Genomic DNA, 26,422 nt, shown 5'->3' with positions numbered 1-26,422 from the left:
GGTACGCCGACGGGCGGAACCTCAGTGAGTATGAGGCTCCGACCGGGTCAGGAAACCCTGCCGGTACGGGAGTTGGCGCTATCGACGCCGGCCGTTCACGCCCGCCCCGCGAAGACCGCTCCGCGAAGACCTCCGGGCTGGCGCAGTGCGCGAGCGGCTCGCCGCGCAGGAAGCGGCCGACGTCGCCCGCGAGGAGTGGCGGCCGTACGTACGGGTCGTGGACCAGGCCGTGTGGCGCGATTGCCCGGGCTGTCTCTTGACCCCATTGGCCGCTACGCGCCGGTGTGTCCCGCCAGCTCGTCCCAGTGCGCCGTGCGATCGCACCACCGCTCCAGAAGTACGCGGTCGTGACCGACGGCGAGCAGTCCGGCGCCGCGCTCGGCCCGGTACTCCTCCACGACGTGCACCAGGGCCGCCGTCGTCGACGCGTCCAGCATCGCCGTCATCTCGTCGCAGATCAGCCAGCGCGGGCGCAGCACCAACGCGCGGGCCAGGCAGGCGCGTTGCAGCTGGCCGTCGCTGACCTCGTGCGGCCGACGGCCGAGGAGCTCCTCGCCGAGGCCGACACGGGACGCCAACTCCGGTACCAGGGCGGCCGCTTCCCCGGCGCGGCCCACGGCTCGCAGCGGCTCCGCGATCAGCGCGGTGAGGGTCAGGCGCGGGTCCGCGGAGAGCCGGGGCTGCTGGAAGACGACGCCGAAGGAGGTGCGCTGCGCGCGGGGCGCGCGGTGGCGCCAGCCCGCCGCGGCCTCGCCGTCGATGACGACCTGCCCGGCGTCGGGGCGGTGCAGCAGCGCGGCGACCCGCGCCAGGGTGGACTTGCCGCAGCCGCTGGGGCCGAGCAGTCCGACGGATTCGCCGGGCGCGATGGCGAGGTCGACGTCCCGGACGACGGGGGCGCGGCGGTCGTAACCGGCGGTGATGGAGCGCAGTTCAAGCACGGGGCGCCTCCAGCACGTCCGCGTGGGGGTGGTGGCAGGCCGAGCCTCCCGTGAGGGCGGGCAGTGCGCGGCACGCCTCGTCGGCGCGGTCGCAGCGGGCCGCGAACGCGCACCCCTCGGGGAGCGCGGACAGCTCGGGCGGCATGCCGGGGACGGGCGTGAAGGCGCGCTCCGGCAGGGCGTTCAGGAGGCCGCGGGCGTAGGGGTGCCGCGGTCCTGGCGTGCCGAAGAAGTCGCCGGCGTCGGCGAGTTCGACGACGCGGCTGGCGTACATCACGGCGACCCGGTCGGCGATCCGCTCGGCGGCGGCCAGGTCGTGGGTGATGAGGAGCAGCGCGCGATGGTCGCCGACGTGCCGGCGCAGCTCGTCGACGGTGCGGTCCACGAGGTCGCGGTCGAGGCCGGTCGTCGGCTCGTCGGCCAGCAGCAGCGGCGCGTCGCCGATGAGGGCGAGCGCGGTGGCGGCGCGCTGGGCGAGGCCGCCGGAGAGTTCGTGGGGGTAGCGGTCCAGGTGCCCCGCGGGGAACGCGGCGCGCTCGGCGGCCGCTTCGGCCGCCGCCCGCAGCCGCGGCCTGCGCACCCCGGCGAGCTCGCGCAGGGTCTCCTCCAGCTGGGAGCGCACGGTGCGGACCGGCGTCAGATGGGCGGCCGGGCTCTGCGGTACGAGGCCGACGCGCCGCCCCCGCACGGTGCGGGCCAGGGTGCGCTCGTCGGCGGTGAGGAGATCGGTGTCGCCGAGCAGGGCGCTCCCCGCGGTCTCCGCGTTCTCCGGGAGCAGGCCGAGGAGCGCGGAGGCGAGCACGGACTTGCCGCAGCCGCTCTCGCCGACCAGGGCGAGGCACTCCCCCGCCGCGAGGTCGAAGGTGGCGTCGGTGACGGCGCTGACGTGGCGGCCGCCGCGCATGCGGAACCGTACGGAGAGACCGTTCACGGAGAGGACGGGGACCGTCACAGCATGAGCTCCGATCGGCGCCGGGGGTTGATCCGTTCCCGCCAGGCGCCCGCGAGGCCCGCGATCGCCAGGGTGGGCACGATGATGAACAGGCCGGGGAAGAGCGTCGGCCACCAGTCCCCGGCGAGCAGCGAACCGCGTGCGCTCTGCACGAGCGTGCCGAGGCTCGCCTGGTGGGTGGGGAGGCCGAGGCCGAGGAAGGACAGCGCGGACTCGTGCCAGATGGCGTGCGGCACCATCAGGACGGCGGCGAGTCCGGCCTGCGGCAGGACGCCGGGCAGCAGGTGGCGCACGACGACGCGCAGCCGTGAGGCGCCGCCGGAGATCGCCGCGTCGACGTAGGGCCGCGAGCGCAGGGAGAGGACCTCGGCGCGCACGATGCGGGCGGTGGACAGCCAGTGCGTGAGCGCCACGGAGACGACGACGGGCCAGACGCCGGGCCGGAACATCGCGACGATGAAGATGCCGAGCAGCAGGTGCGGCACGGATGAGAAGACGTCCACGAGGCGCATCACGACCCGGTCCACCCAGCCTCCGGAGGCGGCCGCGAGGGCGCCCACGGCCGTGCCGATGACGGTGGCGACGACCGCCGCCACGACGCCCACCAACAGCGACACCCGGAGCCCGTACACGCAGCGCAGCAGCAGGTCGCGGCCGACGTCGTCGGTGCCGAAGGGGTGCGTCAAGGACGGCGGCCGGAGCTTCGCGGCGAGGTCGACGGCCTGTTCGTCGAGGTGGACGAGCGGCGGCACGACGAGGACGGCGAGGACGACCGCGGCGACGATCGCCGCGGAGGAACGCACCCGCCACGCGCGCGTGGAGCGGCGCACGCCGCCCCGGGCACGCCACACGATGTCAGCCATCGAATCCCACCCTCGGGTCGGCGAGGCCGTACAGCAGATCGGCCACGAGGTTGCCGAGCAGGACCGCCGCCGTGGCGAGCGCGGTCAGCGCGGCGAGCAGCGGGAAGTCCACGGAGGTCGCGGCCTGCACGGTGGCCGCGGCGATGCCGGGCCAGCTGAAGACGGTCTCCACCAGGAGCGCCCCGGTGATGAGTTCGGGCACGCGCGAGCCGATGAGCGTGAGCACGGGCAGCATGCCGGAGCGCAGCGCGTGCCCGAGGAGCACGGTCCGTTCGGCGAGGCCACGCGCGCGTGCCCCGCGTACGGGGTCGTCGCCCAGGGCGTCGCCGACCCCCTGACGCACGTACAGCACGAACCACGGCAGCTGCGAGACGGCGAGTACGCCCGCGGGCAGCACCAAGTGGCTCGCGACCTGTCCGGCCGTCACGGTCGAGCTTGCCGTGTCGGTGAGTCCGCCCGAGGGGAGCACGCCGAGCTTCAGCGCGAACAGCCAGACGGCGAGGAGGCCGAGCCAGAACGGCGGCGCGGCTTCGAGGGTGTAGGCGAGGGAGGTCACGGCGCGGTCGACCCAGCCGCCGGGCCTGCGGGCGGCGAGCACGCCGAGCGCGGTGCCGAGCAGGATCGCGACGAGGAACGCGGTCGCGGCGAGCAGCACGGACCAGCCGATGCGCTCGCCGATGGCGTCCGCGACGGGCTGTCGCAGGGTGCTGGAGTCCCCGAAGTCGCCCGTGAGCGCCGAGGTGAGCCAGTCCCACCAGCGGGCGGTCAGCGGCCGGTCGACGCCGAGGTTGGCGCGCAGCTGGTCGAGGTTCTCCTGCGAGGCGGTGAGTCCCGCGGTGCCCGCGTACGCCTTGACGGGGTCGAAGGGCGAGGCGGCGGCGACGGCGAAGACGCCGAAGGTGACGACGAGCAGCACGGGGACGGCGAACAGCAGCCGCCGTGCCGCGAGGCGCGCCATCGGCCCCCAGGGGAGGCGATGGCGGCGCGTCGCCTTCCCCGGGGCCTCGGTTATCGCTGACGTCACTTGCCCGGCTGCCAGTCCTCGACGTTCCACCAGGGGCCGGAAGCCAAGCCGTGGTCGTGCGGCTCGACCTGGGTGCTCAGGTCGCCGAACTTCTTGTCGACGACGTAGAGGTGGTCGATGTGCGTGAGGAAGGTGTAGCCGGGATCCTTCACGAGCTCGCGCTGGATCGTGTCGTAGGCGGCCTGGCGCTTCGCGTGGTCGCCGCTCTTGCGGGCGTCCTCCAGGGCCTTGTCGACCTTGGGGTTGTCGTAGTGCGCCATGTTGTTGAAGCCGTCTCCGGCGAGGGAGGACTTCAGGAGGGTGTACTGGTCGAAGTCGGGGTCGGCCGGGGAGCCGCCGCCGGCGAGGACCGCGTCCTTGGGCATGCGGGGCTGGATGACCTCCCACGTGCCGGACTGCACCTCGACCTTGATGCCGATCTTCTTGGCGTCGGAGGCGTAGGCGAGGGCGTGGTCCTGGCGGAGCTTGTCGCCGGAGAGGTACCAGAGCGGGAACGTCGCCCGGACGCCGTCCTTCTCGCGGATGCCGTCCTTGCCCGGCTTCCACCCGGCGTCGTCGAGGATCTTCTTCGCCTTGGCGGCGTCGAACTCGCGCTCGGTGCCCTTGGTGAACCAGGGGCTGTCGGTCGGGACGGGCCCGTAGGCCTCCTTGCCCTCGCCGTACAGGATCGAGTCGACCATGGCCTTGCGGTTCACGCCGACGTCGAGGGCGCGGCGGACGTCGGTGTCGCCGGCGACCTTGTTGCCGCTGGGCAGGGTCACCACGCGGTAGTCGAAGGTCTTGGCGGCGTAGGTGTTCTTGCCGCTGTCGCTCTTGTACTTCTTGGCGAGGTTGGGCGGCAGGATCGCGCCGTCGAGCTCACCGGCGTCGAGCCGGGTGGCGCGGATGTCGTCGTCCTTGATGATCGCCATGGTGAAGTTCTTGATCTTCGGCGCGCCGCCCCAGTAGCCGGGGTTGGCCTTGAAGGTCAGCTTCTCGCCCTTGGACCACTTGACCAGCTTGTACGGTCCCGTGCCGACCGGCTTGGTGGTGAAGTCGCCGGTGTTCACGTCCTGCTTGCCCGCGATGTGCTCGGGGGCGATGGGCAGCACGGTGCGCTCGGCGAACGGCGCGTAGGGGTACTTGAGGTGGAAGACGACCGTGTCCCCGCCCGAGCCGCCCTTCGCCTCGACGCTCTTGAGGGCGTCCAGCTCCGTCTTGGAGGCGTTGTTGGTCTTCTTGTCGAGGATGGTCTCGTAGGTGAAGACGACGTCCTTGGCGGAGAACGGCTTGCCGTCGCTGAACTTGACGCCCTTGCGGAGCTTGTACGTGTAGGTCCTGCCGCCGTCGGCGACCTTGGGCAGCTCGGCGGCGAGTGCCGGCTTGAGCTTCATGTCGGCGTCGTGCGTGAGCAGGCCGTCGAAGATCTTGGAGTTGCCGTCCTTGCCGTAGCCGAGGAGCGGGCTGAGGGTCTCGGGCTCGTAGGCGATGCCGACGACCGCGGAGTCCTTGGCGCCGCCGTCGCCGTCGCCCGGCGCCGAGCACGCGGAGGCGGCGACCGCTATCGCGGCCGCCGTCGCCGTCGCGCCTGCGCCCCGTATCGATCGGGCCCTCATGCTCCACACCCCTACTGAAGATCAACCGTTATTGCGAACAGCTCGCAATTATGCACTACGTAATGTTGACGTAAAACGCGCAGCCCGCACCTGGTAGGTGCGGGCTGCATCGAATTCGTCGGCGGGGGCGTGTACGACAGGTCAGACGGGTCAGACGGGTCAGGGGGCCTGCAGATCCACCAGCGCGGCCAGTGCCTCGCGGTGGCGGCCTGCCGTGCCGTAGGCGATCGAGTCCGCCTTGGCGCGCTTCAGGTAGAGGTGGACGGGGTGCTCCCAGGTCATGCCGATGCCGCCGTGCAACTGCAGCGCCTCCTCCGCGGCGTGCACCGCTACGGCGCCCGCGCAGGCCTGCGCGAGGGCGGCCGCCAGGTCCGCCTCGGCGCTGTCCGTGGCCAGGGCGTCGGCGGCGTTGCGGGCGGCGGCGCGGAGGTTGACGACCTCAAGCCACAGCTGCGCGAGCCGGTGCTTGAGCGCCTGGAAGGAGCCGACGGGCCGGTTGAACTGGTGCCGCTCCTTGGTGTACCGGACGGTCTCCGTCAGGCACCACTCGGCGATGCCGAGCTGCTCCGAGGCGAGCAGCGCGGCGCCGGCCCGCAGCCCCTGCCGTACGGCCGCGTCGGCGTCCCCCGTCAGCCGCCGCGCGCGCGACCCGTCGAAGGTCACCGTGGCGAGCGGCCGGGTGAGGTCGAGGGAGGTCTGCGCGGTGACGGTGACGCCGTCCTGCGCCGTGTCGACCGCGAAGAGCGCGCCGTCGGCCGGAACGAGCAGCACGTCGGCGCCCGCCGCGTCCGCGACCGCCGCCAACTCCCCGCGCAGGGCGCCCTCTTCCAGCCGTACGCCCTCGACCGCGTCGCCCGGCGCGACGGCAAGGCCGGCCGCGAGCGCGGCCACCGTGCGGCCGGTGGCGAGCTCCCCGAGCAGTCCGGCCGCCTCGTCGCCGCCACACGCGAGCAGCGTCTGCGTGGCGACGACGGCACTGGTGAGGTAGGGCACGGGCGCCATCGCGCGGCCCAACTCCTCCAGGACGACGGCCGCTTCGCGGTGCGTGGCGCCCTGTCCGCCCAGTTCCTCGGGGACGAGGAGCCCGGCGAGGCCCATGCCGTCGGTGAGCGCCTTCCACAGTTCACGGTCGTGCGGGGAGCCGTCCGCCGGGGATTCGATGCGCGCGAGGACCGCGGCGGCCTCGCACCGGTCGGCGAGCAGCCCCCGCACGGCCGAGCGCAGCGCCCCTTCCTCCTCGGAGTAGAGCAGGTCGGGCTGGGAGCTCTGCGCGGTCTGCTGAGTGGTCTGCGTGGTCTGCGTGCTCATCGGGCGAGGTCCTTCCACGCGACGTCCTTGTCGGTGCGCGGCTCGGCGGGCAGCCCGAGGACGCGCTCGGCGACGATGTTCAGCAGGACCTCGCTGGTCCCGCCCTCGATGCTGTTGCCCTTGGAGCGCAGATAGCGGTAGCCCGCCTCGCGGCCGGTGAAGTCGACGAGGTCGGGCCTGCGCATCGTCCAGTCGTCGTACAACAGCCCTTCGGAGCCCAGGAGTTCCACCTCAAGGCCACTGATCTCCTGGTTGAGGCGGGCGAAGCCGAGCTTCATGCCGGACCCCTCGGGGCCCGGCTGTCCCGCGACGAGCTGCTGGCGCAGCCGCTCCCCGGCGAGCCGGGCCACCTCCGCCTCCACCCAGAGCTTCAGCAGCCGCTGGTGGAGGTCGTGGGTGCGCAGGCCGGGGCGGTCGCGCCAGGCCTTGGTGACCGCGCCGATCATGCCGCCCTCGCGCGGGATGCGCATGCCGCCGATGGAGACGCGCTCGTTCATGAGCGTGGTCTGGGCGACCTTCCAGCCCTCGCCGACCGCGCCGAGCCGGTGCGCGTCGGGGATGCGCACATCGGTGAGGAACACCTCGTTGAACTCCGCCTCGCCGGTGATCTGGCGCAGCGGCCGCACCTCGACGCCCGGGTCGGTCATGTCGCACACGAAGTACGTGATGCCGCGGTGCTTGGGCAGGTCCGGGTCGGTGCGGGCGATGAGGATGGCCCAGCGGGCACTGTGGGCGCTGGAGGTCCACACCTTCTGGCCGTTGACCACCCAGTCGCCGCTCGCCTCGTCGCGGACGGCGCGGGTGCCGAGCGCCGCGAGGTCGGAGCCTGCGCCCGGCTCGCTGAAGAGCTGGCACCACACCTCCTCGCCGGTCCACAGCGGGCGCAGGAAGCGGCGCTTCTGTTCCTCGGTGCCGAAGCCGAGCACGGTCGGTGCGGCCATGCCGAGGCCGATCCCGATGCGGCGCGGGTCGTTGTCGGGCGCGCCCGCTGCCTCCAGTCCGGCGTCCACGACGGCCTGCAGGGAGCGCGGCGCGCCGAGTCCGCCGAGGCCCTCGGGGTAGTGCACCCAGGCGAGGCCCGCGTCGAAGCGGGCCCTGAGGAAGTCGGCGCGGTCCACCGTGGCGGGCGGGTACGCGGCGAGCAACTCCTGCGTGCGGGCGCGCAGTTCGGCTGCGTCGGTCATGCGGCACCTCCGTGCGGGAGCACGACGACGCGCCCCGTGGTGGTGCCGTCGGCGACACGCTGCACGGCGGAAGCGGCGTCCGCCATCGGTACGCGCTCGCTCACCAGCGGCTTGATGGCGCCCTTGGCCGCGAGCTCGGACAGCTCCTCGTGGCAGCGCAGGATCAGGCTCGGATCCTTGGTCTTGTACAGACCCCAGTGCAGGCCCACGATCGAGTAGTTCTTCACGAGGGCGTGGTTCAGCGCGGGCGTGGGGATGGCGCCGCTGGCGAAGCCGATGACGACGATGCGCCCCTCGAAGGCCACGCACTTGGCGGACTTGGTGTAGGCGTCGCCGCCCACGGGGTCGTAGATCACGTCGGCGCCGCGGCCGCCCGTCGCCTCCTTGACGGCGCCGATCACGTCGTCGGTGCGCCGGTCAAGGACGAGGTCGCAGCCGAGCTCGCGCGCGACCCTCGCCTTGTCCTCGCCGCCGACGACGCCGATGACCTTGGCGCCCGCCGCCTTGCCGAGCTGCACCGCCGCGCTGCCGACGCCGCCGGCGGCCGCGTGCACCAGGAGCGTCTCGCCCTCCTGGAGGTGCGCGCGGCGGTGCAGCGCGAACCAGCCGGTCTGATAGCCGATGTGGAGCGCGGCGGTCTCCGCGTCGTCGAGGCCGTCCGGGGCGGGCAGCAGGGCGGCGCTCTCCGCGACGGCGTACTCGGCGAGACCGCCGTACGGCAGCACGGGGTTGGCGATCACGCGCCGCCCGTCCTCGGTCTCACCGCAGATCTCCATGCCCGGCGTGAACGGCAGCGGGGGCCTGACCTGGTACTGGCCCCGGCAGAGCAGCGCGTCCGGAAAGTTGATGTTCGCGGCGCGCACCTTCAGGAGCACCTGCCCCTCGCCGAGCGCGGGGCGGTCCACCTCGGCGAGGCGCATCACCTCGCCCGGCTCGCCGTTCTCGTGCACTTGCCATGCCTGCATGCGGGGCCTCCACGGGGGCTGTCGTAGACCGGGCTCCACCACATACTAAGCGGTCGCTTGCCCCGAAGGGAACAGTCCGGCCCGACCGTCAGTCCGTGTGCTCCTTGCGGGTGGGCCGCGCCCGTACGTGCATGCGCTCCCCCTGCGGCCCGAAGAGACTGATGAACTCCGCGCCCGCCTCGCTCGTCGCCCCGAACCAGTGCGGGACCCGGGTGTCGAACTCCGCCGCCTCCCCCGGACCGAGCACCACGTCGTGGTCGCCGAGGATCAGGCGCAGCTTCCCGGAGAGCACGTACAGCCACTCGTACCCCTCATGGGTCTGCGGATCCGGCGCCGCCTTCGCGCGCGCGGGCTCGACCACCTTGTACGCCTGGAGCCCGCCGGGCTGCCGGGTCAGGGGCAGCATGGTGCGCCCGTGCCGGACGATCGGCTTGGCCCGCACGCGCGGGTCGCCCACCGGCGGAGCGCCGACCAGTTCGTCCAGGGGGACCTGGTGGGCGCGGGCGATCGGCAGCAGCAGTTCGAGGCTGGGCCTGCGGTGGCCGGACTCCAGGCGGGACAGGGTGCTGACCGAGATCCCGGTGGCGGCGGAGAGGCCCGCGAGCGTGGCGCCGCGCTCCTTGCGGATGCGGCGCAGCCGTGGGCCCACCTCGGTGAGGACCTGATCCATCGACTCCGGTACCGCCCTCTCGTCTTCTCTCATGCCCCCATCATGCCGCTTCTTGCGATAACGGCAAAGGCAGTTGTCGATATCGCATGAACGGGTCCATGGTCTGAGAAAGGAGGTGGTCCCCGTGGACCTGAACACCAGCAAGAGGCGGAGCACGATGGAGAATCACCGCGACACCCCCCACCACCACGTCGCCCGGCAGGACGCGGCCTACGACGTGGTGGTCGTCGGCGGCGGCACGGCGGGCCTGAGCGCGGCACTGGTGCTCGGCCGCTCCCGCCGGAGCGTCCTCGTCGTCGACGCGGGCGAGCCGCGCAACGCCCCCGCCGCCCACATGCAGGGCTACCTGTCGCGGGACGGCATGCCGCCCGCCGACTTCCTCGCCGAAGGCCGGCGGGAGCTGGGGCGGTACGGGGTGGGCCTGGTGAACGACCGCGTCTTGGCGGTCACGCCGGACGGCGCGGGCGAGTTCGGCGTCACGCTCGCGGGCGGCGGCACGGTGCACGCGCGCCGGGTCATCGTCGCGACGGGCCTCGTGGACGAACTGCCCGCCGTGCCGGGCCTCGCCGAGCGCTGGGGGCGTGACGTGCTGCACTGCCCGTACTGCCACGGCTGGGAGGTGCGGGACCAGCCCTTCGGCGTGCTCGCCGCCGAACCCTTCAACAGCCACCAGGCACTGCTCGTCACGCAGTGGTCCAAGGACGTGACGCTGTTCCTGCACACCGTGCGGGACCTGCCCGACGCGGAGTGGGAGCGCCTGGCGGCCGCCGGGGTACGGGTCGTGGAGGGCGAGGTCGCGGGCCTGGCCGTCGAGGACGACCGGCTGACGGGCGTACGGCTGGCGGGCGGCCGGGTCTTCCCCCGCTCGGTGCTGTTCGTCCCCGCGAAGCCGGTGCCCCGCGACGACCTTCTGGGCGCGCTCGGCGCCGAGCCCAGGGACACTCCGTTCGGGCCCTACCCGGCGGTGGACGAGACCGGCCGCACCAGCCTCCCGGGCGTCTGGGCGGTCGGCAACGCCGCGAGCCCCATGGAGCAGGTGATCAACGCGGCCAGCACCGGCTACCGGGCAGGCTCGGCGGTCAACGCCGAACTCGTCATGACCGACATCGAGGCGGCCGCGGCCCGGCGCAGGGCCGGAGCCTTCACGCCCCGTACGGAGGCGGCGGTGGCACGCGCGGTGGCGGGCGAGCACGCGCACGGGCTCAATGTCTAGGCGCTGTCCGGCAGTTCACCGCCATCGGCGAACGTGACGGCACAGTGCTCCTCCACCGTGTCCGCGAAGGCCCTGGCGAGGGGCGACAGGGCGTCCCAGCGGCGCACCGCCCAGCCCGTCCACAGCGTCGGCAGGCCCGGGATCGGGATGAGCCGCAGGCCGGGGTGGGCGGGGCCGTGCCAGGCGGGCAGGTCGGGGACGATGGCGTGGCCCAGGCCGAGTTCGGCGAGCAGGATCGCGGTGTCCCAGTCGGCCACGCTGGTGTCCGAGGTGGGTGCGGTGCCGGAGGCGGCGAGCCAGGCGTCCAGGCGGGAGCGTGACGTGGCGTTCTCCGGCAGGCCGATCAGGCTGATGTCCGCCAGATCGGCGGTGTCGATACGGGACTTGGCGGCCAGGGGGTCGGCGACGGCGACCGCGAGAACCCAGGGAAGCTCGACGACGGGCCGCTGCTCGATGCCGCGCACCGGCTCGCCCAGCGTGATCCAGGCGAGGTCGAGGCCGCCCGCGAGGAGGGCGTCGAAGCAGTCGCGGCTGGAGTGGGTGGTCTCAAACTCCAGGCTGACATTGGGGTGGTGGCGGCGGAAGGCGACCACGGCGCTGGACATGAAGTGGCGGACGGTGGTGGAGCCGGTGGTGACGCGCACCGAACCCGCCTCACCCTGCACCAGATCGCGCAGCCTGCGCAGGGCGTGGTCGATGTCGCCGAGGCCGCCGGCGGCCGCGGTGTGCAGGAGCCGTCCCGCGGGGGTCGGCACGACACCGCGCGGGTGACGCTCCAGCAGGGCGATGCCCGTCTCCCGTTCCAGGCGCTTGATGTGCTGACTCACCGCTGACTGGGTGCAGGTGAGGTCGCGTGCGACGGCGCTCAGACTGCCGGAGCGGCAGACGGCGACGAAGACACGGAGGTCGTCGAGGGTCATGCGAGTGAAGCTACAGCTTGGGGGTGGGCAAGAAAACCCGAGGATTGACTTGATGGTCGGCTCGGCGGGACGATCAGTCCGGGCCCAGGGGCGGCAACCCGGCCGGGCCCCGGCACCGCTCCGGACGGTGTCGGGGAGTGCGCCGGGTGCCGACCCTCTCCACGCGTGAACTCCCGTCCCCCCGACCCCGACCCGCGACGGCACCCCGTCCACCGACCCATGCCCGGAAGGCACCCCGTGCCCATGACCGCACCCATGGCCACCGACCCCGCCCACGCCGCACGGCGCCTCCTGTGCGAACGCGGCGCCGCGACGCTCGATCATCCCGGCGGCACCCTGCTGGCCCATCTCGACCGCGTACACCGGCAGCTCGTCCGCTGGAACGCCCGCCCGGAGCTGCAACTGGCCGGACTCTGCCACGCGTTGTACGGCACCGACGGGTTCGCCCCGTATCTGGTGCCGCTCCACCAGCGCGCCCGGGTCCGGGAGATCGTCGGCACCGAGGCCGAGTCCCTCGTCTACTTCTACGCGAGCTGCGACCGGCGGGCCACGTACCCCGGAGCGACCGGCCCGGCCGCGCGCTTCCGGGACAGGTTCACCGGCCGCACCTTCACCCCTGCCCCGCGCAGGTGGGAGGAGTTCGCCGAACTCACCGCCGCCAACGAACTGGACATCGCCCACGCGGACGTCGATTTCCGCGCCCGCTGCGGAGCCGACCTGCTTGACCTGTTCACCCGCATGCGCCCGCTGCTCACCCCCGCAGCCTGGCAGGACTGCGAGAACACCCTCCGCGGCTCCGGCGGGACCGCCTGAATCGAGCGGCGGGCATGGAGGTTTCGTCCCGTACGAGGTATCGATACGCGCATGACCGACGACGAGGCGGACGACGCGGGGCAGGACGGTGCGCGGCTGCCCGGGCTGCCGCCCCCTCCCCCGTGGGGAGCCTCCGCGCTGCCGCCCGGTACGTACGACGGCACGGTCGTCCTGGTCACGGGCGGCGGGACGGGGCTCGGCAAGGCCGTCGCCGCGGAGTTCGCGCGGCTCGGCGCAGACCTGGTGATCGCGAGCCGCAACGAGGACCGGCTGCGGGCGGCGCGCGACGAACTGGCCGCGCTGGGCGGGCGCGTGACCGCCGCGGTCTGCGACATCCGGGACGCCGAGCGCGTCGGTGAGGTCTTCGACGTGGCGCGGGAGGCGTACGGCCTGCCGGGGGTCCTGGTGAACAACGCGGCCGCCAACTTCCCCGTGCCCGCCGAGGACATGTCCCCGAACGCCTGGCGCTCGGTCGTCGACGCCACGCTCACCGGCACGTTCCTCATGACGCGCGAGTTCGCCCGCCGCCATCTGGCGACCGGCACCCCCGGCTCGGTCATCGACGTCGGGGCGTCGTACGCCTGGACCGGCGGCCCCGGCTTCGCGCACAGCGCGGCCGCCAAGGCAGGCGTGAAGAGCCTGGTGGAGACCCTCGCCGTGGAGTGGGGGCCGTACGGCATCCAGGTCAACGGGCTTGTGCCGGGTCTCATGCCGCACGACGACATGACCGCCGACATCCGCGGCGCCCTCGACCGGGCCCGGGACAAGGCGGTCCGCCAGCCCGCCCTGCGCGTCGGACTGCCGCGCGAACTGGGCTGGGCCGCCACCTTCCTGGCCTCGCCGTACGCCCGGTTCATCACGGGCCACACCTTGGTGGTCGACGGCGCGAACTGGCAGCGCAGGACGCTGGTGAGCCCTCCGGTGGTGACCGTGCGCGAGCAGCTGGGCCGCGACGCGTTCGGGACGTGATCCGTGGGCGGGCCGCGGGAAGCGCCCGCTACTTCCCCTCGAACGCTACTTCCCCTCGAACAGCGCCGCCCGCCCCGCCCCTTTCGCCCCGTACCCCTCCCGGGAGTCCTCGGAGGTGAGCGTGAGCGCCGCGTTGACCGCGACGCGGTCGAGCGCCCCCGCCATGCCCGTGTCGGCGAACGCGTCGATGCCGCGCTTGACGCCCTGCACCGCGAGCGGCCCGTTCGCCGCGATCTCGGCCGCCAGAGCCCGGGAGGTCTCCGCGAGTCCGGCGGCCGGGACGACCTGCTGGAGGAGGCGGAGCCGCTCGGCCGTGGCGGCGTCGATGCGGCGGCCGGTGAACGCGAGCAGCTTGGCCCAGCCCGCGCCGGCCTCACGGGCGATGCGCAGGTCGCCGCCCGCGTCGACCGCGACGCCGAGCTGCGCCTCGGGGAGCGCGAAGACCGCGTCGTCCGCGGCGATCCGCACGTCCGCCATGAGGGCGAGCTCGAAGCCGAAGCCCAGGCAGTACCCCTGTACGGCCGCGACCACCGGCTGCGGAAGCTCCGCGAAGACACGGAAGCGCTCGTGGACCCAGCGCATGCCCTCGTAGTAGTTGCGGGCGCGCTCCGCACCGGAGCGGCCCGTGATCGCGCCGCCGGGCGCCGTGATGTCGATGCCCGCGCAGAACGCGCGTCCCTCGGCGCGCAGCAGCACCGCCCTGATGGAGTCGTCGAAGCGGATCCGGTCGGCGAACAGGCCGAGTTGCCGGGTGGACTCCCAGCTCCACGCGTTGAGCTTGCGGGGCCGGCAGAGGGTGAGGATGCCGAGCCCGTCCTCGACGTCGAGGCGCAGCCGCTCCTCGCCCTCCGGGATGTCCGTGCCGATGGTGTCGATCATCCGCGCTCCCCTGCCCCGACTGCCCCGACGTTCCTGATGGGCCGTCAGGTTAAGGGCGCGGGCTCACCGACTGAAGACCTGGAACCCCACCGCGGGCTTCCCGCCGAAGCGCGGCGCCAGCGCCTGCGCGTTGCCCGTGAGGAACGTACGGCAGTACTTCTCGGGGTCCTCGTCGGTCAACGCCTCGATGTAAGTGCGGTGTTCGAGGAGCGAGGCCACCGAGCGCTCAAGACCCGCCGAGGCGTCCGCGGCGTGCGTGGGCGTCGCCGAACCGGCGACGGCGACCCACCGCACGCCGTTCCAGGGCTCCAGGCCCTGTTCCTCGATCAGTTCCGGGAAGATCCAGCGGTTGCCCGCGTCCGCCGCCGCGTCCAGCGTGGCGCGGCCGACCGCCACGTGGTCGGGGGTGTTCCAGGCGACGCCGTGCCACGTGTCGCGGTGGTTGAGCGTGATGACGAGCTCGGGGCGGTGCCTGCGGATCGCGGCGGCGATGTCGCGGCGCAGCGCCGTGCCGTACTCGACGACGCCGTCCTTGTGGTCGAGGAACTCCACGGCCTCCACGCCGACGACGGCCGCGCTCGCCCGCTGTTCCCGCTCGCGCAGCGGCCCGCAGGTGGCGGGGTCCATCGTGTCGATGCCCGCCTCGCCGCGGGTCGCCAGGAGGTAGGTGACCTCCCGGCCGCCGTCCGTCCAGCCCGCGATCGCCGCGGCGCACCCGTACTCCAGGTCGTCCGGGTGGGCGACGACGGCGAGCGCGCGCCGCCAGTCCTCGGGCATGGGGGCGAGCTGGTCGGCGGGTGTGGCTGAGGTCTGCTCCGTCATGCCGGTCAGCTTATCCTCGGCGGGCGGCCTGTTCCCGGAATTCCGCGTCCAGTTGGGGCCGCCCACCCGGGTCGCCCGGGCCCTCACACCCGGGTCGCCCGGGCTCTCACGCCTCGCCGCGGGCCAGCGCGAGCAGCCGGTCGAGGACGCGCGGACCGCTCGCGCGCAGCCCGTCGTGCTCGAACTCGTCGGTGACCCAGGTCCGCAGGCCGCGGACGGTGCGGGCGGTGCGCAGGGAGTGCTCCGTGTCGACATAGAGATCGTCGTGGTAGACCGCCGCGGCCACCGGCACCTCGTTCGCGGCAAGGCGCTCCGTGTCGTACAGGCGCGGCCAGTCGGTGCGCGCGGCGAGCAGGTCAGCGGTCTCGCGCAGGGGCCGCAGCGCCGGGTCGCAGTCGAACATCCAGCGCTGCACGGCCTCGCCGGTGAACAGCAGCGGCGCCTCGCCCGCCAGGGTCTTCTCCGCGTCGAACCCGGGGAACTCCGCGCGCACCCGCTCGGCCGCCCAGTCGGTGGCCCGCTCGCCCTGTCCGTAGATGGACTCGTGCAGGACGGCGAAGAGGGGCCTGCTCGCGTACGAGAGGGCGGCCTGCACGTTCTCCTGGAAGGCGTCGGAGAGCGCGGGACCCGCGGGGGTGCGCACGAAGGCGTCCTCAAGGAGGTAGTGCAGGCGGTGGCTCCCGTCGCCCGAGCCGAGCAGCATGCCGAGGGACTGGAAGGCCGGGACGGTCAGCCGGTAGCCGTTGTCGAGCACCGGCTCGTGCTCGGCGAGGTACGCGGCGATACGGCGGGCCCGCTCGACGTCCTGGGGGTAACGGGCGTAGTGCGCGGCGCTCTTGCGTGCCATGCGCGGGTAGGCCGCGCGGTAGACGTCGTCAGCGTGCCCGTCGAGCGTGGGCAGGCCGCCGGTGATGAGCGCGGTGGTCAGGCCCTCGGGGGCGGCCGACAGGTAGTGCGTGGCGCAGAAGCCGCCGAAGCTCTGCCCGAGAACGGTCCAGGGGGCGCCGCCGGTCACCTCGGGGCGGATGGCCTCGCAGTCGCGGACGATGGAGTCGGCGCGGAAGCGGGCCAGGTAGTCGGCCTGTTCCCGGGGGCCGCCGCGCAGCGGGAGCGTCTGGCGGTTGGCGGGCGTGGAGTTGCCGGTGCCGCGCTGGTCGAGGAGGAGGACGCGGAAGTCCCGCAGGGCGCGGCCGAGCCAGGACTCCGTGCCGTGGAAGCGGGTGGCTCCGCAGCCGGGGCCGCCCTGCAGGTAGATGAGCCAGGGCCGGTCCGCGCCGCCGCGGGAGGCCGCGACCGCCTCGCGGGCGAAGAGCTCGATCCGCTCCCCCGCCGGATCGTCGTGGTCGAGCGGCACGCTGAAGCGGCGGTCGGTGAGGACGACTCCCGGCTGGCGGTACGTGACGGTCAAGGCTGACTCCTGGACGAGGTGTCGGGACGGCTGCGGATCTTCCTGCCCCAGTCCAGCACACCGCTCGGGCGGGCCCGGGTACGGGCCGACAACTCCCGCTGCGGCGCAGGCGCGCGTACGCTGCACCCATCCGATGATCGACAAGGAGGAACCCGCGATGCGCGTCGCCCTGTTCCTGACCTGTGTCAATGACACGCTCTATCCGGACACGGGCCGTGCAGTGGTGAAACTGCTGACCAGGCTGGGAGTTGACGTCGACTTCCCGATGGCTCAGACCTGCTGCGGGCAGGCGCACTACAACACCGGCTATCGCCATCAGGCAGAGCCGCTCGCCCGGCATTTCTCCGATGTATTCGGTTCGGACGCGTATGACGCGATCGTGACGCCGTCCGGATCGTGCGGGGCGATGGTGCGTGAGCTGTACCCGCGCATGGGCGAGCGGGCACGCGCCGAGGGCCGCGGCGAGGACCTGGCGCGCACGCTCGCGCCGGTCGTGCCCAAGACGTACGAGCTCACCGAGTTCCTGGTGGACGTCCTCGGTGTTACCGACGTCGGCGCGTACTACCCGCACACCGTCACCTACCACCCGACCTGCCACGGCCTGCGCGCCCTCGGTCTCGGGGAGCGGCCCGCGCGGCTCCTGCGGGCGGTCAGGGGGCTCGAACTCCTCGAACTGCCCGGCGCCGAGGAGTGCTGCGGCTTCGGCGGCACGTTCGCCGTGAAGAACTCCGATGTATCCGCGGCGATGGGGGCCGACAAGGCGCGCAACGCCGAGTCGACCGGGGCCGAGGTCCTCTGCGCGGCGGACAACTCCTGCCTGATGCACATCGGCGGCACGATGGCCCGGCTGCACACGGCCGTGCGCCCCGTCCACATCGCCGAGATCCTGGCGAGCACGGAAGAGGAGCCCCTGTCATGAGCGGCGGCACGTTCGTCGGCATGCCCGCGTTCCCGCGGGCCGCGCGCGACGCGGTCGGCGACACCACCCTGCGGGCCAACCTCCGGCACGCGACCCACACCATCCGCGACAAGCGGGCCCGCGCCGTCACCGAGCTCGACGACTGGGACCGGCTGCGCAAGGCCGGCAAGCGCATCAAGGACCACACGCTGCGCCATCTCGACCGCTACCTCGTGCAGTTGGAGGAGTCGGTCGTACGGGCCGGCGGCACCGTGCACTGGGCGGCCGACGCCGAAGAGGCGAACCGCGTCGTCGCGGACCTGGTCAAGGCCACGGGCGAGACGGAGGTCGTCAAGGTCAAGTCGATGGCCACCCAGGAGATCGGCCTCAACGAAGCCTTGGAGGCCGAGGGCATCCACGCCTACGAGACCGACCTCGCCGAGCTCATCGTGCAGCTCGGCAAGGACCGCCCCTCGCACATCCTCGTGCCCGCCATCCACCGCAACCGCAGCGAGATCCGCGACATCTTCGAGCAGGAGATGGGCAGTTGGGGCCGCCCGGCCCCGGAAGGCCTCTCCGACACACCGGCCGAGCTCGCCGAGGCGGCGCGGCTGCACCTGCGGGAGAAGTTCCTGCGCGCCAAGGTCGGCATCTCCGGGGCGAACTTCATGGTCGCCGAGACCGGCACGCTCGTCGTCGTCGAGTCCGAGGGCAACGGCCGGATGTGCCTCACCCTCCCCGAGACGCTGATCTCCGTCGTCGGCATCGAGAAGACCATTCCGACCTGGCGCGACCTGGAGGTCTTCCTGCAGACCCTCCCCCGCTCCTCGACGGCCGAGCGCATGAACCCGTACACGTCGATGTGGACGGGCACGACGGACTCCCGGACGGCGGACGGACCGAGCACCTTCCACCTGGTCCTGCTCGACAACGGCCGCACCGACACCCTCGCCGACGAGGTGGGCCGCCAGGCCCTGCGCTGCATCCGCTGCTCGGCGTGTCTCAACGTGTGCCCCGTGTACGAGCGGGCGGGCGGGCACGCGTACGGCTCGGTCTATCCGGGGCCGATCGGCGCGATCCTCAGCCCTCAGCTGCGGGGCACGCAGAGCGAGATCGACGCCTCGTTGCCGTACGCGTCCTCGCTCTGCGGGGCCTGTTACGACGTGTGCCCGGTCGCCATCGACATCCCGGAGGTGCTCGTCCATCTGCGCGAGCGCGTCGTGCAGGGCGGCGAGGCGACGCGGCAGGGCAACAAGGTGACGTTGAAGCCCGCGAAGGGGCACGCGGCGGAGCGGGCCGCGATGCGGGCGGCGGGCGTGGCCTTCGCCCGTCCCGGCGCGCTGCGCGCGGTCCAGCGCCTGGCCTCGCGCACCCGGCGCTTCCATCCCCGTACGCTCCCGGGGCCCGGCTGGGCCTGGAGCGCGACACGGGAGCTGCCGACGGCACCCGCGGAGCCGTTCCGCGACTGGTGGCAGCGTACGCGGGGCGCCAGGAACGAGGACAGAGGCGACGGCTCGACCGAGGGGAACGACCAGTGAGCAGCTCAGTGAGCAGCAGGGACCGCGTCCTGGGCCGGGTGCGGCGGGCACTCGCCGACGTGCCGGCCGACGACCTCGCGTACGAGGCGGCGGTGGACCGTGACTACGCACGCGAGCACGGCACGCGCAGCACCGCAGAGACCGTCGACCTGCTCGCGGAGAACCTCGCGGACTACCGCGCGATCGTGCACCGCTGCACGGCGGACGAGGTGGCGGACCTGCTGATGCGGCTCTACGCGCGGCGCGGCTCCGAGACCGTGCTCGTGCCACCCGGACTGCCGCCGCACTGGCTCGCGGCCGCCGACCCCGTACGGGTCCACGACCGGGCGGCGAGCACCCCGCACGAGCTCGACCGGGTCGACAGCGTCATCACGGGCTGCGCCCTCGCCGTCGCCGAGACCGGCACGATCGTGCTCGACGGCTCTCCGGACCAGGGCCGCCGCCGCATCACCCTGGTGCCGGACCACCACGTCTGTGTCGTACGAGTGCCCGACCAGATCGTCGCCTCGGTGCCTGCGGCGCTCGAACGGCTCGATCCGGTGCGGCCGCTGACCTGGATCTCGGGGCCGTCCGCGACCAGCGACATCGAGCTGGACCGGGTCGAGGGAGTGCACGGCCCCCGCACCCTTGAGGTGGTGCTGATGAGCGGTGAGTGACGGGCGCGGCTAGCGTGAGGGCATGATCCGGTTCGAGCAGGTGACCAAGCGCTACCCGGACGGCACGACGGCCGTGGACGACCTCTCCTTCGAGGTCGACGAGGGCGAACTGGTCACGCTCGTCGGCCCCTCCGGCTGCGGCAAGACCACGACGATGATGATGGTGAACCGCCTCATCGAGCCGACGTCGGGCCGCATCTTCGTGAACGGCGAGAACATCGCCGACATCGACCCGGTCCGGCTGCGCCGCCGCATCGGCTACGTCATCCAGCAGGTCGGCCTCTTCCCGCACCGGACGATCCTCGACAACACCGCGACGGTGCCCGCCCTCATCGGCTGGAAGAAGGCCAGGGCCAGGGCGCGCGCGGCGGAACTGCTCGACCTGGTGGGCCTTGACCCGAAGACGTTCGGCTCCCGCTACCCCGAGCAGCTCTCCGGTGGCCAGCGCCAACGCGTCGGCGTGGCCCGCGCCCTGGCCGCCGACCCGCCGGTGCTCCTGATGGACGAGCCGTTCGGCGCCGTCGACCCGGTGGTCCGCGAGCAGTTGCAGGACGAGTTCCTGCGGATGCAGGCGGCCGTCCGCAAGACGGTGCTCCTGGTGACCCACGACATCGAGGAGGCCGTCCGGCTCGGCGACCGCATCGCCGTGTACGGGCAGGGGCGCATCGAGCAGTTCGACACGCCCGGCGCGGTGCTCGGGGCGCCCGAGACGCCGTACGTCGCCGAGTTCGTGGGCGCGGACCGCGGGCTGAAGCGGCTCTCCGTCACCGAGATCCGACGCGACGACCTGGAGGCGCCGCCGATCGCCCGGCTCGACGAGCCCGCCGCGCAGGCCGCGGCCCGGCTGCGCGCCGAGGAGGCGCGCTGGGCCGTCGTCCTGGACGAGGGCGGCGATCTGCACGGCTGGGTCGGCCTCGACGAGGTCACGCTCGCCGGCACCGGCGGCACGGTCGGTGACCTGGCGCACCGCATGAACTCCTGGGTGCCGGTCGGCGCCCCGCTCAAGCAGGCCTTCGGCGTGATGTTGCAGCACGACGCGGGCTGGGTCGCCGTCCTTGACGGCGCCCGCTTCCTCGGCGTCCTCACCCCGGCCAAGCTGCACGAGGCGCTGCGGCGCTCGGTGGACGCGGATGCGCAGGGGGTGGAGAGGGGGCAGGTGGAGTTCGACTCGGTGGCTGACGCGTAGGCGCTCCCGCGCCGGGGGGCGGGGTTAAGGGGGCCGCGGGGTAAGGGGGCGGGCTGGGGGATTTCTTCGGGTGTGGGTGCGTCGTGGCTGGGTGCGTCGTGGCTGGGTGCGCGGTTCCCCGCGCCCCTGGGGCTACACCCCTGGGGGCTACAGCAGTCCCTTTTCCTCCAGGTACGTTCTGGCCACGTCCTGGGGCAGGCGGCGCCAGCTGTCGACCTGTTCGTTCATGGAGGCCAGGTCCCGGGTCGTCAGGACCGGGTTGAGGCGGCCCAGTGCGGCTGCCACGCCCTTGCTGCCCGCTCGGGAGCGGTTGACCACGGGCACGAGGTAGTCGGCGTTCTGCAGGTTCTTGTCGTCCTTGAGGAGCACCAGGCCGAAGTCGTCGAGGGTCGCGTCCGTCGACGTGGTGAGCACCATCTGGTCCTGACCGCCCTGTACGGCCCTCTTGGCCTGCGTCGTGCCGACGCCCTTGGGGTCGACTCCGGTGATGTCGATGCCGTACACCTTCTTAAGCCCCGGGGCGCAGTAAGGGCGCTGCACGCACTCGTCGCCCGCGGCGAGCCGCACCTTGAGGCCTGACCCGCCGAGGTCGCTCAGGGTCTTGAGGCGGTGCTGCCGGGCGTAGGAGGCGGTGACGGCGAAGGCGTTCTGGTCGACGGCCTTGCCGGGGTCGAGGACGGTGAGGCCGCGCGGGGCCGCGAGGCGGCGCAACGCCTTCATGGTCGCGTCGAGGTCGGGCGAGCCCGCGGGCGGGGCGTCGGCGCCGTTCTTCTTGGCGTTGAGCCAGTCCGCGAAGGTCGCCGCGTATTCGGGGACGACGTCGATCTGGCCGGACTCCAGGGCGGGTTCGTAGAGCTCGCGGTTGGCCACGGAGAGGATCTTCGTGTGGTACCCGGCCTTGTTCAGGAGCAGTGCGTACATCTGGGCGAGCAGGTCGGACTCGGTGAAACCGGCCGAGCCGACGACTAGGTGCTTGCTGTCGCCCGGGGGTGCGGTGACCTCGCCCCGGTTCTCCAGCGAGGGGCCCGTCGCGCAACCGGTGAGGAGTGCGAGGAGGGCTGCCAATAGTGGGGCCGTACGCCGCCCGGTCCGGTCCCGCCCCGTCCGGTCCCGCCCCGCCCGGTCCCGTCCCGTCCGGTCCCGCGGCACTCGGTCTCGTCTCATCCCGCCCTCCCCCGTCCTCGCACCCACCCGGGTCCGAACCGTTCGGCCACCTCGAAGACGCCCTCGACAAGGAGCGCGAACACGGCCACGAGGACGGCGCCCGCCACGACCTGCGGGGTGCTCGCCAGGTTGAAGCCCGCCGTGATGATCCGGCCGAGGCCGCCGCCGCCCGCGAGCGCGGCGATCGTGGCCGTGGCGACGAGCTGCACGGCGGCGAGACGGATGCCGCTGAGCACCAGCGGGAGCGCGAGCGGCAGTTCGACCCGCCACAGCATCTGCCGCCCGGTCATCCCCATGCCCCGCGCCGCCTGGACGACACTGGGGTCGACGCCGCGCATGCCCACGTACGCGTTGGTGAGCAGCGGCGGCACCGCGAACAGCACGAGCGCGACGACGGTCGGGCCCTCGCCCCAGTCGCCCAGCGGGGAGAGGAGCAGCAGGACCAGGACGGCGAACGTCGGCACCGCACGGCCGACGTTGGAGATGTTCACCGCGAGCGCGCCGCCCTTGCCGAGGTGACCGAGGACGAGGGCGACCGGCAGAGCGATCAGGCAGCTGAGCAGCAGGCAGACGACGGTGAGGACGAGGTGCTGGGTGAGCCGGTGCCAGATGCCGTCGTCCCCGGCCCAGTGCGCGGAGTCGGTGAGCCACGTCCAGGCGTCGCCGAGTGTCTTCATGAGCGGGCCGCCCTCGTCGCTCTTTCCCAGGGGGTGAGGAGGCGCTGCACGCCGAGCAGCAGGAGATCGGCGGCGACGGCGATGACGACGCAGAGCACGGACGCGGTGAGCACCTGGGCCTTGAAGTAGGTGTTCATGCCCGTGTAGATGAGGTTGCCGAGTCCGCCGAAGCCGACGATCGCGCCGATCGTGACGAGCGAGACCGCGGAGACCGTGGCGATGCGCAGGCCCGCCATGGCCGCGGGCAGCGCGAGCGGCAGCTCGACCGTGAGCAGGAGACGGATCGGGCCGTAGCCCATGCCGCGGGCGGCCTGCCGGGTGTCCTCGGGCACGGCGCGCAGGCCGGCGAGGATGTTCCGCACGAGCAGGGTGAGGGAGTAGAGGACGAGACCCGCGACGACGAGCGACGCGGAGAGCCCGTACACCGGAAGCAGCAGCGAGAACATCGCGAGCGAGGGAATGGTGTACAGGACGGTGGTGAGCGCGAGGACAGGCCCGGCGGCCCAGCCCCAGCGGCGGGCGAGAACGGCCAGCGGCACCGCGACGACCAGCGCGATCAGGATGGAGACGGCGGTCAGCTGCAGGTGCTGGACGACCGCGTCGAGCAGGATCTGACGGCGGGTGCTCAGGTACTCGCCGCAGATCCACTCGTTGCGCGCGAGGCAGTCGTCGGGGGGCGCGGTCACCTGTCCATTCAAGGCCGGGGTGCCGGGTGACGGCGCGTTCTGGTGACCCGTACGGGTCCGCCGGGGCCCGGCAGGTCCCGGCAGGTAGGGACATGGGGCGGCAACCGCCGCACAAAGGCGGCCAGTTCCCGCGCACATCCGGTCCGCATCGGTCCCCAGCGGGGTGACAGCCATGAGGGTGACGGCTCATGATGGATAGGTCATGGAGACTTCGGGACCGGTGGTACCTCGCTCTCGACCGCGCGACAGCCGAGTACCGGCCGCGCGGTCGACGATGGAGGCGCGGTCGGTGCGGTCGATGCCGGGGATGCGGTCGGTGCCGGGGGTGCACCCGGTACCGGGAGCACGCGGCGTGACGTTCCCGCCGGCCGTCGCGCGGGCCACCGTCTTCTCCGTGGTGAGTGCCCTCCTCGCGGTCGCCTCGTACCACTTCGTCCTCGGTTCTGCGCCGTCCTGGGACGTCCGCGCGGCCGTCGCCGCGGTCCTGTTCTGCGCGGCACTCCCGCTCGGTGCGGCCTCGGCGCCCCGGATCCCACTCCCGCCCCGCGCCCCGCGGCCCCGGCACTCCGCGCCGCGGTCGGCCCTCGCCCGTGCCGGGCAGGCCGCCACCCGGCGGTGGCGGTCGCAACGGTCCCGCGCGGATGGCGCGTACCCGGACCGTGCGTACCCGGACCGTGCGTACGCGGTACGCGGCGGTCGGCGGCCGTTCCCCGCGGCCCGCCCCTCCTGCTCACCGGTCGTCGCACGGCTCGCGCTCCGCCTCCTCGTCGACCGCAGGCCGCACCAGCACCAGCACGACAGCGACCACCGCACCACCGCCACCGCCGCCGGTCGCGAACCGCGTCCGCTGCGCGGCTCCTTGCCGCGGATGCTGCGGCTGCTCTGCGCCTTCCTGGCGCGCGTACTGCACCCGGGCCCCACGCCCCACGCGGCCGTACTCCCCCGGCTGATCCAGCAGCTGTGTCCCGGGCGGCCCGTCCGCCCGACGGCGCTCCCCCTCCTCCTCGCGGACACGGTCGTACGGCGCGGTCCGCCGGCCCGCCCGCCGCTCGCCGTCTGAGCCGTGCCGCAGCGCGTGCGCCGCGCCGGACCACACGGACCTGAGCGGTCCCGGCAAGCCCGATTCCGCACACTCCACAGCTGATTCCGGCGCGCCCCGAGCCGTCTCCGCACGGCCGGACGTGACCGCCAGGAGGGACCCCCATGTCCAAGACCGTCGTCGTCATCGGCGCGGGCCCGTACGGTCTGTCCGCCGCCGCGCACCTGCGGGCGCGCGGCCTGCCCGTCCGTGTCTTCGGCGCCCCCGTCGCCAACTGGTCACGGCGCATGCCCGCCGGCATGCTTCTGAAGACGTCGCCCGCCGCCTGCGCGCTGGCGACCCCACGCGAGGGCTTCACTCTCCAGGACTACTGCCGCGACGCCGGGGAGCGCAGGGTGGCGGCCCACGACCAGGTGCCCGTGGGCCTGTTCATGCGGTACGGCCGGTGGTTCCGGGAGCGCCTCGTGCCCCGCGTCGAGGACGAGAGGGTGTCCTCGGTCGAGCGGCGCGAGGACGGCTTCCGCGTCAAGTTGTCGTCGGGCGAGGTGCTCCGGCCCTGCGCCGTCGTGGTGGCCACCGGCCTCTCCGGTTTCGCCCACCTGCCGACGCCTCTCGCGGCAGCGGCGTCCAGCGGTCTGTCGGCCCTGGGCCTGATCTCGCACAGCTCGCAGCAGACCGATCCCGGCAGCTTCGCCGGGCGCCGCGTGACCGTCGTCGGAGCCGGGCAGTCCGCCCTGGAGAGCGCCGCCCTGCTGCACGAGGCGGGCGCCGAGGTGCAGGTGCTCGCACGCGGGGCGCGGGTCCGGTTCGACACGCCGCCGTCGTCCCGCCCGCACTGGCAGCCGGACACCCCGGCGGGCCGCTCATGGCCCGTGTACGGCCTCACCCGTCACCCCGCCGCGTTCCGACGGCTGCCCGCGGCGGCCCGGCTCAGGCTCGCCGAGCGGCCGATGAGACCGCGCGGGGCGTGGTGGCTCAGGGACCGGTTCGAAGGACAGGTGCCTCTGCTCGCGGAGCGGCACATCACGGCGGCGGAGGTCCAGGGAAACAGCGTCGCCCTGCACACCACGGCACCGGACGGACGGACCCACACCGTCGAGTCCGACCATGTCCTCGCCGCCACGGGTTACCGCGTCCACGTCGAGGCGCTGGACTTCCTCTCGCCCGAGCTGCGCGCGGACGTGCGGCGGATCGGTGGATTCCCCGTCCTGGACAAGGGGTTCTCGTCCAGCGTGCCGGGGCTGTACTTCACCGGTCCTTCGGCCGTCGCGACGTTCGGGCCCGCACTGCGCTTCGTCAGCGGTACGCGGTTCGCGGGTCCCCGGCTGACGAAGTCCGTGGCGGCGTGCTGCGACGACTGACAGGGCGACGGCTGACAGAGCAACAACTGAGAGGGCGACAGCTGACAGGGCAACAACTGAGGAGGCGGGGCAATGCTCGCCCGCCGTCACACGAGCAGGGCGACCAGCCGTTCGGTCTGCTCCCGGGGGTCCGGCGCGCCTGCCCACCCGGTCATCAGGAGGTGGTGGACGGTCCCGACCACGGCGAGCGCCGTCGTGGCGGTGTCGGTGGTGTCCGGCAGCCTGCCGAGCCGCTGTTCGGCGTCCAGGTACGCGGTGAGCGCGCCCTGGATCGCGTCGAAGCCGGGGGCGCCCTCGGCGAGCGCCTCGCGGATCCGGCAGGAGGTGGCGTGGCTGGACATGGCCAGGCCCACGACCCCGGGGTCGAGCGAGTCGAGCAGTCCGAGCGCGACTCCCGCCAGGTTCGCCGCCACGCTGTCCTCACCCGCCCGTCCGGGCAGAGCCCGGGCGGCCGCCGCGGCGCGCGCGTACCGGTCGAGCACGAGCTCGGCGACGAACGCGTCCACCCCGCCGAAGTGCGTGTGCAGCACTCCCTTGGCGCAGCCCGCCTCTCCGGTGATCGCCCGGCTCGTCAGGGCCGCCGCCCCCTCGCGGGCGACAATCCGCTCGGCGGCATCGAAGAGCCGGTCGCGAAGGTCGGGGATCGCGACTCCGCGCGGTGACATGGCTGCTCCTCGTACGCAACGGGACG

The 26,422-nt window shown here is 73.2% G+C and carries 26 protein-coding genes; 9 read left to right on the top strand and 17 right to left on the bottom strand.

Annotation, left to right across the window (positions count from 1 at the left end; genetic code table 11):
• Window positions 1–272 precede the first annotated feature (272 nt).
• From ACFVYL_RS29300 to ACFVYL_RS29260, 9 genes are all read right to left on the bottom strand, one after another.
• A complete protein-coding gene (locus tag ACFVYL_RS29300) occupies window positions 273–941 on the bottom strand; it encodes an ABC transporter ATP-binding protein (RefSeq protein ID WP_389721152.1) in 669 nt (222 codons plus the stop codon).
• The gene (locus tag ACFVYL_RS29295) at window positions 934–1,845 is read right to left on the bottom strand and encodes an ABC transporter ATP-binding protein (protein ID WP_389721195.1); all 912 of its coding nucleotides are present in this window, start codon (window positions 1,843–1,845) and stop codon (window positions 934–936) included. The genes ACFVYL_RS29300 and ACFVYL_RS29295 overlap by 8 nt, the downstream gene beginning before the upstream one ends.
• Before the next feature lie 44 nt (window positions 1,846–1,889).
• Window positions 1,890–2,756: an ABC transporter permease gene (locus tag ACFVYL_RS29290; RefSeq protein ID WP_389721150.1), complete on the bottom strand. Its 867-nt coding sequence runs from the start codon at window positions 2,754–2,756 to the stop codon at window positions 1,890–1,892.
• On the bottom strand, window positions 2,749–3,714 hold the full coding sequence (locus tag ACFVYL_RS29285; RefSeq protein ID WP_389721148.1) for an ABC transporter permease: 966 nt from the start codon (window positions 3,712–3,714) through the stop codon (window positions 2,749–2,751). Before ACFVYL_RS29285 ends, ACFVYL_RS29290 begins: the two co-directional genes overlap by 8 nt.
• Before the next feature lie 62 nt (window positions 3,715–3,776).
• Window positions 3,777–5,375, bottom strand: a complete 1,599-nt coding sequence (locus tag ACFVYL_RS29280; RefSeq protein ID WP_389721146.1) for an ABC transporter substrate-binding protein — start codon at window positions 5,373–5,375, stop codon at window positions 3,777–3,779.
• A 159-nt stretch (window positions 5,376–5,534) separates the two neighbouring features.
• The gene (locus ACFVYL_RS29275) at window positions 5,535–6,683 is read right to left on the bottom strand and encodes an acyl-CoA dehydrogenase family protein (RefSeq protein ID WP_389721144.1); all 1,149 of its coding nucleotides are present in this window, start codon (window positions 6,681–6,683) and stop codon (window positions 5,535–5,537) included.
• Window positions 6,680–7,867 (bottom strand): acyl-CoA dehydrogenase family protein, encoded by a 1,188-nt coding sequence (locus ACFVYL_RS29270; protein WP_389721142.1) that lies wholly within the window; start codon window positions 7,865–7,867, stop codon window positions 6,680–6,682. The genes ACFVYL_RS29275 and ACFVYL_RS29270 overlap by 4 nt, the downstream gene beginning before the upstream one ends.
• A complete protein-coding gene (locus ACFVYL_RS29265; RefSeq protein WP_389721140.1) occupies window positions 7,864–8,832 on the bottom strand; it encodes an NADPH:quinone oxidoreductase family protein in 969 nt (322 codons plus the stop codon). The genes ACFVYL_RS29270 and ACFVYL_RS29265 overlap by 4 nt, the downstream gene beginning before the upstream one ends.
• A gap of 88 nt (window positions 8,833–8,920) precedes the next feature.
• Window positions 8,921–9,535, bottom strand: coding sequence for a helix-turn-helix domain-containing protein (locus tag ACFVYL_RS29260; RefSeq protein WP_389721138.1), 615 nt, complete (start codon window positions 9,533–9,535; stop codon window positions 8,921–8,923).
• A 124-nt stretch (window positions 9,536–9,659) separates the two neighbouring features.
• On the opposite strand from ACFVYL_RS29260, the gene ACFVYL_RS29255 reads away from it, so the two are divergent.
• Window positions 9,660–10,715: an NAD(P)/FAD-dependent oxidoreductase gene (locus ACFVYL_RS29255; RefSeq protein ID WP_389721193.1), complete on the top strand. Its 1,056-nt coding sequence runs from the start codon at window positions 9,660–9,662 to the stop codon at window positions 10,713–10,715.
• Here the strand turns inward: ACFVYL_RS29255 and ACFVYL_RS29250 are convergent.
• On the bottom strand, window positions 10,712–11,635 hold the full coding sequence (locus tag ACFVYL_RS29250; RefSeq protein ID WP_389721136.1) for a LysR family transcriptional regulator: 924 nt from the start codon (window positions 11,633–11,635) through the stop codon (window positions 10,712–10,714). The two genes, ACFVYL_RS29255 and ACFVYL_RS29250, sit on opposite strands and share 4 nt — an antisense overlap.
• A gap of 243 nt (window positions 11,636–11,878) precedes the next feature.
• On the opposite strand from ACFVYL_RS29250, the gene ACFVYL_RS29245 reads away from it, so the two are divergent.
• Together ACFVYL_RS29245 and ACFVYL_RS29240 are read left to right on the top strand one after the other, a co-directional pair.
• On the top strand, window positions 11,879–12,448 hold the full coding sequence (locus ACFVYL_RS29245; protein WP_389721134.1) for a DUF6817 domain-containing protein: 570 nt from the start codon (window positions 11,879–11,881) through the stop codon (window positions 12,446–12,448).
• A gap of 51 nt (window positions 12,449–12,499) precedes the next feature.
• Window positions 12,500–13,417 carry an SDR family oxidoreductase gene (locus tag ACFVYL_RS29240; RefSeq protein WP_389721132.1) on the top strand — a complete coding sequence of 306 codons (918 nt, stop codon included), beginning with the start codon at window positions 12,500–12,502 and terminating at the stop codon, window positions 13,415–13,417.
• A gap of 45 nt (window positions 13,418–13,462) precedes the next feature.
• Here the strand turns inward: ACFVYL_RS29240 and ACFVYL_RS29235 are convergent, their stop codons facing one another.
• The 3 genes from ACFVYL_RS29235 to ACFVYL_RS29225 form a co-directional block, all read right to left on the bottom strand.
• Complete coding sequence (locus tag ACFVYL_RS29235) at window positions 13,463–14,296, bottom strand: enoyl-CoA hydratase/isomerase family protein (RefSeq protein WP_389721130.1); 834 nt, start codon at window positions 14,294–14,296, stop codon at window positions 13,463–13,465.
• A 63-nt stretch (window positions 14,297–14,359) separates the two neighbouring features.
• A complete protein-coding gene (locus ACFVYL_RS29230) occupies window positions 14,360–15,118 on the bottom strand; it encodes a PIG-L deacetylase family protein (protein WP_389721128.1) in 759 nt (252 codons plus the stop codon).
• 106 nt (window positions 15,119–15,224) lie between these two features.
• On the bottom strand, window positions 15,225–16,526 hold the full coding sequence (locus tag ACFVYL_RS29225; protein WP_389721126.1) for an alpha/beta fold hydrolase: 1,302 nt from the start codon (window positions 16,524–16,526) through the stop codon (window positions 15,225–15,227).
• A 157-nt stretch (window positions 16,527–16,683) separates the two neighbouring features.
• Between ACFVYL_RS29225 and ACFVYL_RS29220 the strand changes: the two genes are divergently transcribed.
• From ACFVYL_RS29220 to ACFVYL_RS29205, 4 genes are read left to right on the top strand one after another with little or no spacing between them, the layout of a single operon-like run.
• Window positions 16,684–17,445: a (Fe-S)-binding protein gene (locus ACFVYL_RS29220; protein ID WP_389721191.1), complete on the top strand. Its 762-nt coding sequence runs from the start codon at window positions 16,684–16,686 to the stop codon at window positions 17,443–17,445.
• Window positions 17,442–18,962 (top strand): LutB/LldF family L-lactate oxidation iron-sulfur protein, encoded by a 1,521-nt coding sequence (locus ACFVYL_RS29215; protein WP_389721124.1) that lies wholly within the window; start codon window positions 17,442–17,444, stop codon window positions 18,960–18,962. Before ACFVYL_RS29220 ends, ACFVYL_RS29215 begins: the two co-directional genes overlap by 4 nt.
• Before the next feature lie 8 nt (window positions 18,963–18,970).
• A complete protein-coding gene (locus ACFVYL_RS29210) occupies window positions 18,971–19,618 on the top strand; it encodes a lactate utilization protein C (protein ID WP_389721189.1) in 648 nt (215 codons plus the stop codon).
• Between the two features lie 22 nt (window positions 19,619–19,640).
• Window positions 19,641–20,804, top strand: a complete 1,164-nt coding sequence (locus ACFVYL_RS29205; protein WP_389721122.1) for an ABC transporter ATP-binding protein — start codon at window positions 19,641–19,643, stop codon at window positions 20,802–20,804.
• Window positions 20,805–20,951: 147 nt separating this feature from the next.
• On the opposite strand, the gene ACFVYL_RS29200 is transcribed toward ACFVYL_RS29205, so the two are convergent.
• Genes ACFVYL_RS29200 through ACFVYL_RS29190 form a run of 3 tightly spaced genes read right to left on the bottom strand, consistent with a single transcriptional unit; the run spans window position 20,952 to window position 23,331 of the window.
• Window positions 20,952–21,968: an ABC transporter substrate-binding protein gene (locus ACFVYL_RS29200; protein ID WP_389721120.1), complete on the bottom strand. Its 1,017-nt coding sequence runs from the start codon at window positions 21,966–21,968 to the stop codon at window positions 20,952–20,954.
• Window positions 21,965–22,645, bottom strand: a complete 681-nt coding sequence (locus ACFVYL_RS29195; protein WP_389721118.1) for an ABC transporter permease — start codon at window positions 22,643–22,645, stop codon at window positions 21,965–21,967. Before ACFVYL_RS29195 ends, ACFVYL_RS29200 begins: the two co-directional genes overlap by 4 nt.
• Window positions 22,642–23,331 carry an ABC transporter permease gene (locus ACFVYL_RS29190; protein ID WP_389721116.1) on the bottom strand — a complete coding sequence of 230 codons (690 nt, stop codon included), beginning with the start codon at window positions 23,329–23,331 and terminating at the stop codon, window positions 22,642–22,644. Before ACFVYL_RS29190 ends, ACFVYL_RS29195 begins: the two co-directional genes overlap by 4 nt.
• A 352-nt stretch (window positions 23,332–23,683) precedes the next feature.
• Here ACFVYL_RS29190 and ACFVYL_RS29185 point away from each other — a divergent pair, with 352 nt between their 5' ends.
• Complete coding sequence (locus ACFVYL_RS29185) at window positions 23,684–24,391, top strand: hypothetical protein (RefSeq protein ID WP_389721114.1); 708 nt, start codon at window positions 23,684–23,686, stop codon at window positions 24,389–24,391.
• Between the two features lie 143 nt (window positions 24,392–24,534).
• Window positions 24,535–25,731, top strand: coding sequence for an NAD(P)-binding domain-containing protein (locus ACFVYL_RS29180; protein WP_389721112.1), 1,197 nt, complete (start codon window positions 24,535–24,537; stop codon window positions 25,729–25,731).
• Window positions 25,732–25,817: 86 nt separating this feature from the next.
• On the opposite strand, the gene ACFVYL_RS29175 is transcribed toward ACFVYL_RS29180, so the two are convergent.
• On the bottom strand, window positions 25,818–26,396 hold the full coding sequence (locus ACFVYL_RS29175; RefSeq protein WP_389721110.1) for a TetR/AcrR family transcriptional regulator: 579 nt from the start codon (window positions 26,394–26,396) through the stop codon (window positions 25,818–25,820).
• Between the last annotated feature and the right edge of the window lie 26 nt (window positions 26,397–26,422).

Source organism: Streptomyces sp. NPDC058308 (assembly GCF_042880275.1).
Taxonomy (GTDB): domain Bacteria; phylum Actinomycetota; class Actinomycetes; order Streptomycetales; family Streptomycetaceae; genus Streptomyces.
Note: the sequence above shows the minus strand (reverse complement) of the source record. Positions and strands in the feature narration are given on the sequence as shown.